This is a genomic window from Lacibacter sp. (genome assembly GCF_057361365.1).
This window is the reverse complement of the sequence record NZ_JBMQSG010000009.1, coordinates 108,801-121,917: the sequence shown is the minus strand read 5'-3', so window position 1 is coordinate 121,917 and position 13,117 is coordinate 108,801. Positions and strand designations below refer to the sequence as shown.

Genomic DNA, 13,117 nt, shown 5'->3' with positions numbered 1-13,117 from the left:
TCAAATCAGAATTGTAAGGGTTTCAATTTTAGCTTACCATCAGTTCTCCACTCAATGGCAGGCGCAGGTGTTTTAAAATATTGCAGCAGGAATAATGGTGCGTTCAAAGCGTTGGCGGAACGTATCCTGTGCAGATCAGCATCTGGCGCCAAATAAAACTGACGGGTACGTTTAAACGAAGGTATTGTATCGCCGTTAATTTTTATAGGGTTTTGTCGTGCACCGATCATGCCATCGGCGCCAATGCCTGCAGCTACATTCAACCAAACGGGAAAAGTACTTTCCGTCTTCATAAATGAACGCAGGTTAACCGACAACCAATAGGTTTGCCCGTTATAATCCTTCATCAATCGTTCGGCCCATTTTTTTCCCAATTGTTTTGGATTGTATTGCGCATAGGGCGAAAAACTTGCCGAAAATTTCAAACCAATACGTTGTTGTCCCCAACCATATTGCTGTGCGGCAAATAAACCTGCACCCGAAATATTAGCGATCATATCGCCGCCAGAAAATCCCCAGTCACGTGAAAAAGCATCCATCATTTCAACAATACTTAAAAACGCAAGGGATGTTAACGCCCCGCCAACAATCGCCTGGTTTTGTTTTACTCCGCTCCAGCGCAAAAGATCGTGCTGCATAACCGAAACGTTGTAAGCTGTAGTAGCGTGGCCCAGCTTATCCATCTGCAGCCATTCTTTATTATCATTCAGAAAGTGAAACTTGCTTTTCGGAAATTTTTTATACCAGAGAAAATACAAACCAACAGATGTTAACACAAACACAGCCGATTCTGTCCAAACAACTTTACGTAAACGATCCGGACGATATTGATCACTTGCAGGCAAAAAATATTGCTGTGCAGCGGCCTGCTGCATGGTGATGGATGCAATACAAAACAATAAAATAATCTTGCTGATATAATGCTTACCTGTCATAGGCTGCTGCAAAATACGTAAGCTCGGCAAAATATCCATTCTTTCTGAAATTGCTGTTGAAACAAAAGCAGGAGTATCCTACATTTGAATTCATAAAAAAACAAACTGTATGCAAGAAACGATTCAGGCCAATGTACAGAAGTGGCTCGCTGGTAATTTCGAACAATCGGTGAAAGACGAGATCACACAACTTCAACAAGGCAACCCCGATGAACTGGCAGATTCATTTTACCGTAACCTGGAGTTTGGTACTGGCGGCTTACGTGGAATCATGGGTATTGGTACAAATCGTATGAATAAGTACACGGTTGGTATGGCCACGCAGGGTTATGCCAACTATCTCAATAAAAGTTTTGGCGAAGGAAATGTAAAATGTGTGGTTGGTCACGATAGTCGCAATAATAGTCGCCTGTTTGCAGAGATCGTTGCCAATGTAATGGGTGCAAACGGAATTAAAGTTTATCTGTTTGAAGCATTACGTCCAACACCGGAGTTGAGTTTTGCAATTCGTCACCTCGGTTGCCAGGGGGGTGTTGTTTGCACAGCATCACACAATCCGAAGGAATACAATGGGTACAAAGCTTACTGGAATGATGGCGGCCAGTTAGTGCCACCTCATGATAAGAATGTAATTATCGAAGTAGATAAAATTGCAGGTGTTGATGATGTGAAGTGGAGTGGTGGTGAAAACAATATCACCTTAATTGGAAAAGAAATTGATGAAGCATACATGGATATGATCAAAAGTTTGAGTGTATATCCTGAAGTATGTAAAGCACAACATGATCTCAAAATTGTTTACACATCTATACATGGTACAGGCATTACATTGGTGCCTCAAGTGTTGGAACGCTTTGGTTTTACCAATGTAACTATCGTTGATGAACAAAAAGAACCAAACGGAAATTTTCCAACAGTTGTTTATCCTAATCCCGAAGAAGCGGAAGCTATGAGCATTGGTTTAAATAAAGCCAAAGCAATGGATGCGGATATTTTGTTGGGTACTGATCCCGACAGCGACCGTGTTGGCATTGGTGTTAAAGATCTCAACGGTAACTGGGTGCTTATGAATGGTAACCAAACTGCTGTGCTTGCATTTAACTACATGATCGAAGCACGCAAAGCAAAAGGGATCAATCAACCCAATGATATGGTGGTGAAAACAATTGTTACCACCGAAATGATTGACACGATCGCTAAAGCAAGTAATATCAATTGTTACAACGTACTCACAGGTTTCAAATGGATCGCTGAGCTTATTAAAGAAAAAGAAGCAACAGAAAATTATATTGTTGGTGGTGAAGAAAGTTATGGATTGATGATCGGCAGCCAGCTGCGTGATAAAGATGCCATCAGTGCTGTGGCTTTGCTCTGCGAAATGGCAGCATATGAAAAGAACAAAGGCCGCAGTTTGTATCAGAAAATGATCGATCTGTATGTGCAGTATGGTTTTTATAAAGAAAGCCTGATTTCTATTACTAAGAAAGGAATGAACGGCCAGGCAGAGATCGCTGAAATGATGCAGGGCTATCGTGATAACACGCCAATTTCAATCAATGGTTCAGCAGTTGTGCAGTTGCTCGATTATCAATTGCAGAAAGGAAAGAATGTACAAACAGGTGAGGAGTGGACCATCACATTGCCAAAATCAAATGTGTTGCAGTTTATTCTGGCCGATGGCAGTAAAATTTCTGCAAGGCCAAGTGGTACTGAGCCAAAGATCAAATTTTATTTCAGTGTACATGCACCACTTGATAAAGCAGAAAATTTCGATGCAGTACATCAAAACTTGAATGACAGAATAGATGGCATTATCAAGGATATGAAGTTGAAGTAGATTGGAATTGATTATTATCGGTGAGCTATTTTTTTTTGACGATTCTTGGATTCTTTTTTGTCATATAAGCGAACTTCAATGCTAGGAGTTTTTCTATTCTTTCTTTGTCAGAAGGATTAAATGATTCAAGAAAATCAATAAACGTAGCTATATTTCGGTATTGTGTATCAGTATTAATTTTACCTGTGTTTATAAGCGTATCAATTTTACTGAGTAATTTATTGAACAAATCAATTTTATATCCCGTTTCGTTTTCAATAAAAGTCTGATAATTCATGTCATTTGAGGCAATTGCTGGCTCAGAAATATCTCTAAAAACCTTCTTCAATGAAGTAAGTCTGTTTTTCTGGTGAAGTAGTACAACGTAGCTTTTCAGATCAGAGAAATATGAACCCAGCTCTTCTGCGAAATTGACAAGTTTTCCATCTTGTGTTTCAACCGGAGCACTTGAATAGCACTTGATCATGTAATCGATTCCGGCAGTAACGATGTCTCTATATTTATCTAACTCATTGTCTTTTACGTTTGACATTGTAGAAAATTGTGCAGTGTTTAAGGGCGTTTACTTTGATTTTAACTCAAAAATATATGATTTTCTTCCTTGCCTCAAGTGTGCAGCCTCTTTCCTTATCTTGCGCTTGCTATGAGACGATTTGAAGATAGTTACCGACACAAAGGATTACGCAAAAAATTAGTTGATCTCCTGCGTAGTAAGGGCATTACAGATGAACGTGTGCTGGAAGCCATCAATAATATTCCCCGACATTATTTTTTAGACACTGCCTTCGATGAAATTGCTTACGAAGACCGTGCATTTCCCATTGGTGAAGGACAAACTATTTCGCAACCTTACACGGTTGCTTATCAAAGCCAGCTGCTGGAAATAAAGCCTTACGATAAAGTATTGGAGATCGGTACAGGTAGTGCTTACCAGGCTTGTGTGCTGGCTGAAATGAATGCACAAGTGTACACTATTGAACGGCAGAAAAAATTATTCGATTTTAATAAAGCCTCTTTTCCCTTTTTAAAAAAGTATCTCAACATTAAATTCTTTTACGGCGATGGGTTTGAGGGCCTGCCCACATTTGCACCATTTGATAAAGTGATTATTACTGCAGCCGCACCATTTGTTCCTCCGAAGCTTATTGATCAAATGAAAACAGGCGCTAAGATGGTAATACCTGTTGATGAAGGTGATTCGCAACGCATGAAACGATTGACCAAACATGCTGATGGTTCTTATACCGAAGAAGAGTTTGATTCATTTTCTTTCGTGCCGATGTTGGGAGGAAAGCAGAATGGCAAATAGGATCAATTAATGGAAATAATCGTTGCCTGTCTTACGGTAAGTTTCCATGTTCCATTTTCTCTTGTCCAGATATTAGTGAAGCGTCTGTTTACCGTTTTACCTGCGTTTTGTGAATCGGCCTGGGGCTTAAGTATTTCTAAACCCATGACCACCGCCATGCCATTTACAAAGCTGACGCTATCTATCCTTCGTTCAAAACTGGCATAGTTGATCTTTCCTTTCCTGATTCTTTCCATAATTTGTTGAAAGCCCACAATTACGCTTTCCGGATTCTGCACGATAATTTTCATCGACATCAATTCAGATAAAGCTACTGTATCAGATTTTAAGATTGCTTCACGTTCCTTCTCTTCAAGTTTTCTGATCAACGCCTCATCGTTTTTTTGTGCAAATGAATCGACGGAAAAGAAAAGTATCATCACGAAGAATAAAGTTTTGCACTTCATGGTTATTGTTTTGTACGATGAGAAAATGAACCACCAAACAAGGTAAGAAAATGCGGGCAAAATACTGACCACAATCAGCTCCACTTTCTCTGCTGTCATTTACCAAGCTTCTAATTTTGCCGCTTTTACAAACACTGTTCGTTCATGAAGAAGAAGGTAGAACTGCTGGCTCCTGCAGGAGGCTTCGATTGTATACAGTCAGCTATTAACGCAGGTGCCGATGCCATTTATTTTGGTGTGGAGCAACTCAACATGCGCACCCGTTCAAGTGAAGGGTTTACAATTGAAGATATCAAAGAAGTGGCATCGCTTTGTCATGCCCATAACATCAAAACTTATCTCACACTAAACACTGTGATGTACGATCATGACATGCAGTTGCTACGTGTCATCCTTAACGAAGTAAAGGAACACGGTATTGATGCAGTGATTGCTGCTGATTTTGCCGTGATGCAATTATGCAAAGAACTAAACATTCCGCTGCATGTTTCCACGCAGGCGAATGTGGGCAACAGTGAAGCTGTACATTTTTTTGCAGGCATGAGCGACGTGGTGGTGCTTGCACGTGAACTCACGTTGCAGCAAATGAAAGCCATCACCCGTGATATCAAACGGAAAAACATCCGTGGTATATCCGGCGAGTTATTAAGGATAGAAGTGTTTGTACATGGTGCGTTGTGTATGGCAGTATCCGGTAAATGTTATTTGAGTCTTCATTCGCAAAATGCTTCTGCAAATCGTGGAGCATGTGTGCAAACCTGCAGACGACCGTATAAAGTAACCGATGTTGAAACCGGCGAAGAATTGCTGATCGATAATGAATACATCATGTCGCCAAAAGACTTGTGTACAATCGGCGTTATCGATCAACTCATTGATGCAGGTGTAGATGTATTAAAGATAGAAGGACGAAGCAAAGGTGCAGAGTATGTTCAAACAGTTACGCAATGTTATCGTGAAGCGATTGATGCAGTTACAGCAGGAACATATACGAAAGAAAAAGTTGCAGTATGGGAACAGCGTTTAGCAACGGTGTACAACCGTGGTTTTTGGGAAGGTTATTATCTCGGTCACCCAACAGGCGAATGGACGAGTAAGCCCGGCTCTAATGCAACTGAAAAGAAAATTTATTTGGGAAAAGGAAGTAAGTATTATGCACAAATTAAAGTGGGCGAGTTTCATATTGAAACAGGGTCACTTAAAACAGGTGATACGATTTTAATTACCGGTCGCAGGCATGGCGCAGTAAAAGAACAGTTGCATACACTTACAGTAAACGGAGCCACCGCATCCATTGCAGGTCGTGGCGATAAACTAACGTTGCCTGTCGCTACCACTGTTTTACCAACTGATAAGCTGTACAAAATTGTGGAGGAAGTACATGCCTAAACTTGTTCACTATCGCAATAAGTGTATTGGCTGTGGCATCTGTTACCAGCAGCAACCATTGTATTGGCGCATGAGCAAGAAAGATGGCAAAGCAACTTTGCTTAGTGCTGTTACAAAAAAAGATGTGCAGTTGCTCGATGTAAATGACGATGCTGCCGAAGCGAATCGTTCTTTGATTGCTGCATGTCCTGTGCGTGTGATTAAACTGATGTAGACTGTTGCTCTTAAGGATGTATGATCATGAAAATAAAAGCAATAAGATTTACCAGCAACACCGCACCATACACCACATTGGTACGGCCACTTGCCAGTGACAGCAATACAATAAATACTGATAATGCAAGCAGGATGATGGATTTAATATCCAGGCCCAGGATGATATTCATATTGGTAATCCTGCTTACAAGTGCTACACAAGGAATAGTAAGACCGATACTTGCAAGTGCCGAACCTAATGCAAGATTAAGGCTTGTTTGCAAACGGTTTTTTCTTGCGGCAATGATGGCTGCAATGCCTTCTGGCAACAAGATCACAGCGGCGATAACAACACCTACCAATGCTTTTGGAAGATGATGTTTCACAACAATCGATTCTATAGTGGGTGATAAGGTTTTTGCAAGCAATACCACAATACCTAAACTCACAAGAAGAAAACCAAGACTGATAAACAGAACGGGGTTACTAATCTTCACTGAGGCATTCTCTTCTTCTTCTCCTTCTGAAAGAAAATATTCCCTGTGCCGGGATGTTTGTGCAAACAAGAAAACGGAATAGATCACGAGGCAGGCAATGGAAACAAAAATCAATTGTGGTGTAGAGTAGTAGGGTCCTTTAATACTCGATGTAAATGTTGGAAATACCAATGTAAGAACAATGATGGCAACAAGTGATACCAAGGCTATTGTTGCAGAATGTTTCGAAAAACTCTGTTCGTGAAATTTCAATCCGCCAATAAAAAGGCTTAATCCTACAATTCCATTTAGTATAAGCATAGTTGCAGAATAAACTGTATCTCTTGCAAGTGCTGCAGTTTCTTCACCGCCCGACATCATTAGCGATACAATGATGGATACTTCAATGATGGTTACAGCAACGGCAAGTATTATGGTGCCATAAGGCTCGCCCACACGATGTGCAATAATTTCAGAGTGATGAACTGCCGACATTACAGATAGAAGTAATAAAACAACTGCAACTATTTGGAAAATGCCGTTGTTGTCGATCATGCCTGAAAAAAACAGGATCCATCCAAGCACAGGAATAATAGTTGCCCACTGAAGAAGTAATTTCATTTAATCTCGCTTAAAAAGTTAAGTTGTTTGTAAACCAGTGCGCACTCATGCACAACTGAAACAACTGTAAAAAAAATGTAGCACGATCCCGTTACACTAACCGGTTGATCAAGGGCTACAAAAATAGTAAACTTCTCGTGGAGAATGGGTCCCTCAACAACAGTGAAATGGTACCTGTAAAACCATGAGGAATAAAAAGGAAATGATGTTTAATAATTTTTCACCGGTATCCAAATATCTTCTTCCGAATCGTTGCTGTTGTTCTTGTATTTTTCGCCAAGCAATTCAAAATGCGGACGATTATCTAACAAATAGCCCGACTTTGGTAACCATTGTGTAAATATTTGTTGAAAGATTTCCGTATCACTTCCTGTGTGATGAAACACAGCATACAAACCACCGGGTAAATAAAATGCTTCAAAGCCTTCCGGTAAATTGTTTACATCGTTTACTTCCGTTAATGCCCATTTGGTAAATTCATTTGCATGGTTGAATGCCGTAAAATAATCTGCATCGTAAAGTTGTAATGAATAAAGCAGATTATTCACCGCATCAAGTTGCTTGCGTTGCTGCATAAAGCTTTGCCACAATAATCCTGTTTTGTTGTTAACAAGACTCATGCGCAGCTGTTTGCCAGCAAGCGTTTTTGGTTGTAGTTGGATGATACGTGGCTCAAGCATTTGTAAAAATGAATCAGCGTTTTACATTTTTACTTTTCAAAGTAGTGTACCGCAGCCACAAAAAATCTTTATAAATACGCTTCACCGATTTTAACGTGAAGTGAGTTGCTTTTCGTTTGCCGTAACCTTCTTCAGCTTCAAATACAGTTGGGGCTCCAATGGTTCCATCTGCTAAGGGTGCAAGCACCAAACTGAATTCATCAATTAATCCTGCTTTCAGGAACGATCCATTTACATGTCCGCCACCATCAATTCGCACTCGTTTAATACCAAACTGCTTGTTTAGTTTTTTCAGCACCAATGCAAGGTCAAGTTCTTTTTTACCGCCGAAAATGTATGAAACATTTTTACTGCGCAAATGAGCAAGGTAACTGCTGCCCACCTCTTCTGTTAACACTTCAATTACCTGTTCGGTAGAAACCATATTGATATCCCAAAAACATTTGCCCGAGGGATCGATCACAACTGCATATTGTTTTGCAATTTTAGGAGCTGCATAATCTTTCTTAGGGATTTTTTCTTTTGTTTTTTCAAGCTTGTATTTCTTTTTACTGCAAAACTCCTGCATAGTTTTACGGCCCACCAGCCAGGCATCGGCCTTTATCTTCGAAGCAGGTTCTTCAAAGTATTTATGATGATCTTTCAATCCCCAGATATTTTGTTTAATTCGTCCGTCGACCGAACCAAGCATGTGGCAAATAACGTATGGCTTCATGTGTGTTTGTTTTGATTTGTGCAAAAAATTATTGGCGATTGATGTAGTTGATGGACGCACGACCAACCAATGCTATTTCATCAACAATTCTGCCATCACCGAAAAATGATCGCTTGCAAAACGGCCCATCCACGTTTGCGAAATAGTGGCGTGGCTTAATACTTTCCAGTTACCCTTTAGAAAAATATAGTCGATGGGTTGATCATTACGCTCTTTGCTTTGAAAGCCGGTGAAGGTACCGGTAGGTCCGTAATGCAGTGTTTGCGAAAGTTCTTTACTATCGCTTAAGTGAAGTGGATTGTTCTTATCAACGATCACTTGTATTGGTTCGTCAGTAGGTTCAGCATTAAAATCGCCGGTGATAACAGCAGGAGTGGAGCCGGCAATTTCTTTTACTTTTTGCAACACCAGTTTTGCACTTTCCCGGCGGGCAATTTTTCCCATATGATCGAAGTGAGTATTAAAAGCAAAGAAAATTTTATTTGATCGTCTGTCTTTAAATTTTGCCCACGTTACAATACGTGTAATGGCGGCATCCCAACCTTTGCTGCCTGCTACGTTTGTTGTTTCGCTTAACCAAAACATGTTGCTGCTGAGTAATTGCAGTTTAGTGCTGTCGTAAAAAATAGAGGAGTATTCGCCTTTTGTTTTTCCATCGTCCCTGCCGCCGCCAACGTATTTAAACTGTGGTAAACGCTGCTGCAGGTCCATCATCTGATCATGCAATGCTTCCTGCACACCCAATAATTCAATTTTATGAAAGAGGATTTGTGATGCTACATTGTCTTTACGGTAAGGCCATGCGTTTAAACTATCCGATGCTGTGTTCAACCTTATATTAAAGGTCATTACACGCAATGTATTTTGTGCGGTTATAGCATTTATACAAGTGAGAATAATAAAAAAGGAAAGAAATAATTTCTTCATGCTGCTGATTTAAGATTCAGCAAGTTCCTTAATATCTTTCACTTCCAGTATTTGTTTTTTGTAACCTTTTGTTGCGGCTTTCAGCATTGCCTGGCCAATATCCTGTAAGCGTACGATCATGTTTGGTGCAAGTGTTTTAACAAGAGGTATCAACCACGAAAAATATTTATAGTACGAAAGTGTATTCTTCATGCCTTTAATGGCGATGATAAATCCCGGGCGAAAATTGTACACTTGGGCAAAAGGCAGTTTCGTTAAATCATTTTCTGTTTTACCTTTTACACGTGCCCACATCAAGCGTCCTTTTTCACTGCTATCAGTACCTGCACCTGACACGTAACAAAAGGTCATGTTACTGTTTTGTTTGGCTAACGTTTCAGCTACATGGATGGTAAGTGTATAAGTGAGATGATAAAAGTCATCTTCTTTTTTGCCAACTGATGAAACACCTGCACAAAAGAAACAGGCATCATAACCCTTCAACTGATCTGCAATGGGGGAGAGATCATGAAAATTGCTGTGCAGTAATTCTTTCATCTTTGGATGCGTAGTGCCGCAGCTTCTTCGGCCCAATACCAAAACTTCTTTTACAAGATTGCTGTTGAGGCATTCGTGTAATACACCTTCTCCAACCATTCCGCTGGCTCCGGTTACAATTACACGCATGGGTATTGCGGCTGTTTGCATATAGATCAAGTTATGAATGAACTGATGAAAGAAAGAACGGTTGCCAGTTTAATTTACTTTAGTTTTTTTAAAATAGTAAACCTGGTTTGCTTTTAACCCAAGAAATTTTTATGCAAGTAAGGAATAAATCTTTGAATCGTAGAAGTCATGGTTCAGACAATAAAAAATCCCCTCCGTTTGCGGAGGGGATCAGCGTATAATCAATCATCAATCTTTTATTATTGCATCTGCATTTCGTCGCCACCACCTTCACTACGTGTGTTCTTACGTTTGAAGAGTGTTGCATCAAACTTACCAAAACGGTAGTTGAAGTTAAGACGTACAAATGTGGGGTCTCTTCTTCTCCAGCTATATTGCTCGAGAATACTTGATTGAGAAAATACATTGTTACGTCGTGTGCTGAATACGTCGCTCCAGTTTAAGGATACAAACGCAGTATTCTTTTTGATTTTAAATTCTTTGCGCACACCAAAATCAACATAATAGTTATCATCAATGTAACCTTGTGTGGTAGAAACGCTACCACCACCAAAGCCACCGCCGCCCATGAAACCACCACCACGGCCACCACCACCACGACCACCACCACCAGATGAAACCGGCAGGATCGAACGTGAGTTGTAATCACCGCTTAACTGCATGCTCCAGCCTTTACCCAAGCGGAACGAGTTATTCAATTTCACAGTATAACTGGTGCGTTCGTTTGCAAGGTCAGGTGAAATATCTGAACCATCAATCTTAGAATAGTAAACGTTCACGTTATAATTGATCTCCCACCATTTTGAAACGGTATTACGGAAAACCAATTCAACACCAGCAGCATAACTACGGTTTGCGTTTACCCATGTACTGATATTTGCACTATCAGAACTTTCGCCCAGTTTTCCTTTGTAGAGATAACGTGAAATCAAATTATTGGTTTGCTTGCCAAACAATGTGGCGAGGAATGTATTGTTCTTTTCGCCGTATGTTTTTTGATAAGTTAATTCCAATGAGTTGGTGAACTCAGGTTTCAAATTAGGGTTACCCGTTTGATAGTTGAAGATGTCGCTGTAATCTGTATTAGGTAATAACTGGAAAAAGCTAGGACGGTTAATACGACGGCTATAGTTCAACTGAAGATCCTGCTTTGCTTCAAATGTTTTTGATAAAAAGATACTTGGGAACAATGCAAGCGGAAACTGGTTTTGAAAACGACCAGGTTTGCCAATTTGTTCGCCATCATATTTCGAACTTTCAACACGCAAGCCAACCTGGTAATTCAAATTCGCCTTTTTGATCTTTTGTGAGAATGTACCATAAGCTGCGTGCACATAATCAACGTATTTAAAATCGTTACTCAATGCAGTGTTTACGGGGCCACCGTTAAATGAGTTGCGTTGAAAGCTTTCGAAGTAACGTATTTGTGTGCGGGCACCACCTTCGAACTTAATATTTTCATTGATGGGGTCAGCATAATCGGCTTGGGCAACAATGAAAGAGTTGTTACCTCCAGAGATAATGGATTGTGTTTGCTTCTGGTAAAGGTTTGTCCAGTTTTGATCGTACCATTTTGAATCGTTGATGAACTGATCATTGTCACTGCGGCTCTTGTTATAGTTTACATCGAATGTAAATTCTTTACCTGCACGTGGGAAATTGTATTTATAGCTTACAGATGCACCAGCATTTCTGAATTTACTCATACCATCTGTTTCACGATAGCTCCAGATAGTTTTTGGAGTGGAGTAAGCTGAATCGTAACGGATATAATCCTGGTTAAGCATATCAAAATTACCGCCACCGAAATTGCCTGCAATGGTAATGGTGTTCCTGTTATCAATGAGGAAATCAAAACCTGCACGACCAAAGTTGAACATACCTTCACTTATGCTACGGTTACGAGTAAACAAGGTATTAGGAATTTTATCGCCAAAACTGTTACGATCTGTTTCACCAAAACCAATACTGCGGCGTTGGTTTAAACCAATATTCGCAAAGAAATTTACTTTGCCCTGGCGAATATTAAGATCGCCACCGCCATTGAAACGTCCACGCATATCAACACCAACACGAACACTACCACTGTAACCAACACGGCGGTTTTTCTTCAACACAATATTGATGATTGCCGACTGACCACCGCTTGCATCATATTTTGCAGATGGGTTAGTGATTAATTCAATACTTTGAATTGCATCAGCAGGAATTTGATCGAGCGTTAAAACAGTAGGGCGACCATCAACAAAAATTTGTGGTGCACTGTTACGCATGGTGATGTTGCCATCAATATCAACATTTACGGTTGGTACATTACGCATTACATCAACACCGGTACCACCTTGCGACACAATGTTCTTATCAACGTTAAATATTTTACGATCGATACCTAATTGCAATGTTGGTTTTTCAGCAGTTACAACTACTTCGCTTAATTGCTGCACATCTGCTTCCAGTTTAATATTGCCGAGGTCCTTATCAACAAGATTCATCATTTCTTCACCTGACAAACCGGGCTTTAAACCAAAGTTGATTGTTCTTTCAACAGTTTTAAAACCAATAGCGGTGATCAACAATTTATAATTACCCATTGGGCTAAGACCCTCAAGGCTAAAATCGCCATTTGCCTGGGTTAATTGCCCTGTTACTAATACATCTTTACGCTGTTTGGTAGCAGTATCAACCCTGTTTTGATAAAGTTGCACCGAAGCAGCGTCGATTGGTTTGTTGGTCTTAGTATCAATGATTTTGCCGTAAAAACGACCAACGTTCATTTGTCCACCACCACCGCCCGGACGTCCGCCAGGAGGTTGTGCAAATAATGATAAAGTAAGTAGCAAAGAAAACAAACTGAAGATCAGCTTCATGTCGTGCATTTTAAATATGAGGCGCAAATTTCTGCGTAATTGGTTAATGATACC

13 protein-coding genes are annotated in these 13,117 nt (G+C 40.2%); 4 read left to right on the top strand and 9 right to left on the bottom strand.

The window, feature by feature from the left end:
• Positions 1 to 5: 5 nt before the first annotated feature.
• Positions 6 to 974, bottom strand: a complete 969-nt coding sequence (locus tag ACO1QW_RS08210; protein ID WP_486257439.1) for a DUF2279 domain-containing protein — start codon at positions 972 to 974, stop codon at positions 6 to 8.
• A 70-nt stretch (positions 975 to 1,044) separates the two neighbouring features.
• Between ACO1QW_RS08210 and ACO1QW_RS08205 the strand changes: the two genes are divergently transcribed.
• Positions 1,045 to 2,772, top strand: a complete 1,728-nt coding sequence (locus ACO1QW_RS08205) for a phospho-sugar mutase (RefSeq protein WP_486257438.1) — start codon at positions 1,045 to 1,047, stop codon at positions 2,770 to 2,772.
• 25 nt (positions 2,773 to 2,797) lie between these two features.
• On the opposite strand, the gene ACO1QW_RS08200 is transcribed toward ACO1QW_RS08205, so the two are convergent.
• Positions 2,798 to 3,304 (bottom strand): hypothetical protein, encoded by a 507-nt coding sequence (locus ACO1QW_RS08200; protein ID WP_486257436.1) that lies wholly within the window; start codon positions 3,302 to 3,304, stop codon positions 2,798 to 2,800.
• 111 nt (positions 3,305 to 3,415) lie between these two features.
• Here ACO1QW_RS08200 and ACO1QW_RS08195 point away from each other — a divergent pair, with 111 nt between their 5' ends.
• Positions 3,416 to 4,081, top strand: coding sequence for a protein-L-isoaspartate(D-aspartate) O-methyltransferase (locus ACO1QW_RS08195; RefSeq protein WP_486257434.1), 666 nt, complete (start codon positions 3,416 to 3,418; stop codon positions 4,079 to 4,081).
• Between the two features lie 2 nt (positions 4,082 to 4,083).
• Here ACO1QW_RS08195 and ACO1QW_RS08190 read toward each other — a convergent pair whose 3' ends face one another.
• Complete coding sequence (locus ACO1QW_RS08190; protein ID WP_486257432.1) at positions 4,084 to 4,626, bottom strand: nuclear transport factor 2 family protein; 543 nt, start codon at positions 4,624 to 4,626, stop codon at positions 4,084 to 4,086.
• A gap of 45 nt (positions 4,627 to 4,671) precedes the next feature.
• Here ACO1QW_RS08190 and ACO1QW_RS08185 point away from each other — a divergent pair, with 45 nt between their 5' ends.
• On the top strand, positions 4,672 to 5,916 hold the full coding sequence (locus tag ACO1QW_RS08185) for a peptidase U32 family protein (RefSeq protein WP_486257431.1): 1,245 nt from the start codon (positions 4,672 to 4,674) through the stop codon (positions 5,914 to 5,916).
• The gene (locus ACO1QW_RS08180; RefSeq protein ID WP_486257429.1) at positions 5,909 to 6,130 is read left to right on the top strand and encodes a ferredoxin; all 222 of its coding nucleotides are present in this window, start codon (positions 5,909 to 5,911) and stop codon (positions 6,128 to 6,130) included. Before ACO1QW_RS08185 ends, ACO1QW_RS08180 begins: the two co-directional genes overlap by 8 nt.
• A 10-nt stretch (positions 6,131 to 6,140) precedes the next feature.
• Here the strand turns inward: ACO1QW_RS08180 and ACO1QW_RS08175 are convergent, their stop codons facing one another.
• The 6 genes from ACO1QW_RS08175 to ACO1QW_RS08150 form a co-directional block, all read right to left on the bottom strand.
• Positions 6,141 to 7,208 carry a calcium:cation antiporter gene (locus tag ACO1QW_RS08175; RefSeq protein WP_486257427.1) on the bottom strand — a complete coding sequence of 356 codons (1,068 nt, stop codon included), beginning with the start codon at positions 7,206 to 7,208 and terminating at the stop codon, positions 6,141 to 6,143.
• A gap of 209 nt (positions 7,209 to 7,417) precedes the next feature.
• The gene (locus ACO1QW_RS08170) at positions 7,418 to 7,888 is read right to left on the bottom strand and encodes a GyrI-like domain-containing protein (RefSeq protein WP_486257425.1); all 471 of its coding nucleotides are present in this window, start codon (positions 7,886 to 7,888) and stop codon (positions 7,418 to 7,420) included.
• 13 nt (positions 7,889 to 7,901) lie between these two features.
• Positions 7,902 to 8,603 carry a RibD family protein gene (locus ACO1QW_RS08165; RefSeq protein ID WP_486257423.1) on the bottom strand — a complete coding sequence of 234 codons (702 nt, stop codon included), beginning with the start codon at positions 8,601 to 8,603 and terminating at the stop codon, positions 7,902 to 7,904.
• Between the two features lie 72 nt (positions 8,604 to 8,675).
• Positions 8,676 to 9,530, bottom strand: a complete 855-nt coding sequence (locus ACO1QW_RS08160) for an endonuclease/exonuclease/phosphatase family protein (RefSeq protein WP_486257421.1) — start codon at positions 9,528 to 9,530, stop codon at positions 8,676 to 8,678.
• Between the two features lie 9 nt (positions 9,531 to 9,539).
• The gene (locus ACO1QW_RS08155; protein ID WP_486257420.1) at positions 9,540 to 10,217 is read right to left on the bottom strand and encodes an NAD-dependent epimerase/dehydratase family protein; all 678 of its coding nucleotides are present in this window, start codon (positions 10,215 to 10,217) and stop codon (positions 9,540 to 9,542) included.
• 218 nt (positions 10,218 to 10,435) lie between these two features.
• The gene (locus ACO1QW_RS08150; protein ID WP_486257418.1) at positions 10,436 to 13,063 is read right to left on the bottom strand and encodes a TonB-dependent receptor; all 2,628 of its coding nucleotides are present in this window, start codon (positions 13,061 to 13,063) and stop codon (positions 10,436 to 10,438) included.
• Positions 13,064 to 13,117: the final 54 nt, after the last annotated feature.

Excerpts from the sequence above, each read along its gene's own strand:
- ACO1QW_RS08210 (WP_486257439.1), bottom strand. The coding sequence starts at position 974 with ATGGATATTTTGCCGAGCTTACGTATTTTGCAGCAGCCTATGACAGGT.
- ACO1QW_RS08205 (WP_486257438.1), top strand. The coding sequence starts at position 1,045 with ATGCAAGAAACGATTCAGGCCAATGTACAGAAGTGGCTCGCTGGTAAT.
- ACO1QW_RS08200 (WP_486257436.1), bottom strand. The coding sequence starts at position 3,304 with ATGTCAAACGTAAAAGACAATGAGTTAGATAAATATAGAGACATCGTT.
- ACO1QW_RS08195 (WP_486257434.1), top strand. The coding sequence starts at position 3,416 with ATGAGACGATTTGAAGATAGTTACCGACACAAAGGATTACGCAAAAAA.
- ACO1QW_RS08190 (WP_486257432.1), bottom strand. The coding sequence starts at position 4,626 with ATGACAGCAGAGAAAGTGGAGCTGATTGTGGTCAGTATTTTGCCCGCA.
- ACO1QW_RS08185 (WP_486257431.1), top strand. The coding sequence starts at position 4,672 with ATGAAGAAGAAGGTAGAACTGCTGGCTCCTGCAGGAGGCTTCGATTGT.
- ACO1QW_RS08180 (WP_486257429.1), top strand. The coding sequence starts at position 5,909 with ATGCCTAAACTTGTTCACTATCGCAATAAGTGTATTGGCTGTGGCATC.
- ACO1QW_RS08175 (WP_486257427.1), bottom strand. The coding sequence starts at position 7,208 with ATGAAATTACTTCTTCAGTGGGCAACTATTATTCCTGTGCTTGGATGG.
- ACO1QW_RS08170 (WP_486257425.1), bottom strand. The coding sequence starts at position 7,888 with ATGCTTGAGCCACGTATCATCCAACTACAACCAAAAACGCTTGCTGGC.
- ACO1QW_RS08165 (WP_486257423.1), bottom strand. The coding sequence starts at position 8,603 with ATGAAGCCATACGTTATTTGCCACATGCTTGGTTCGGTCGACGGACGA.
- ACO1QW_RS08160 (WP_486257421.1), bottom strand. The coding sequence starts at position 9,530 with ATGAAGAAATTATTTCTTTCCTTTTTTATTATTCTCACTTGTATAAAT.
- ACO1QW_RS08155 (WP_486257420.1), bottom strand. The coding sequence starts at position 10,217 with ATGCAAACAGCCGCAATACCCATGCGTGTAATTGTAACCGGAGCCAGC.
- ACO1QW_RS08150 (WP_486257418.1), bottom strand. The coding sequence starts at position 13,063 with ATGAAGCTGATCTTCAGTTTGTTTTCTTTGCTACTTACTTTATCATTA.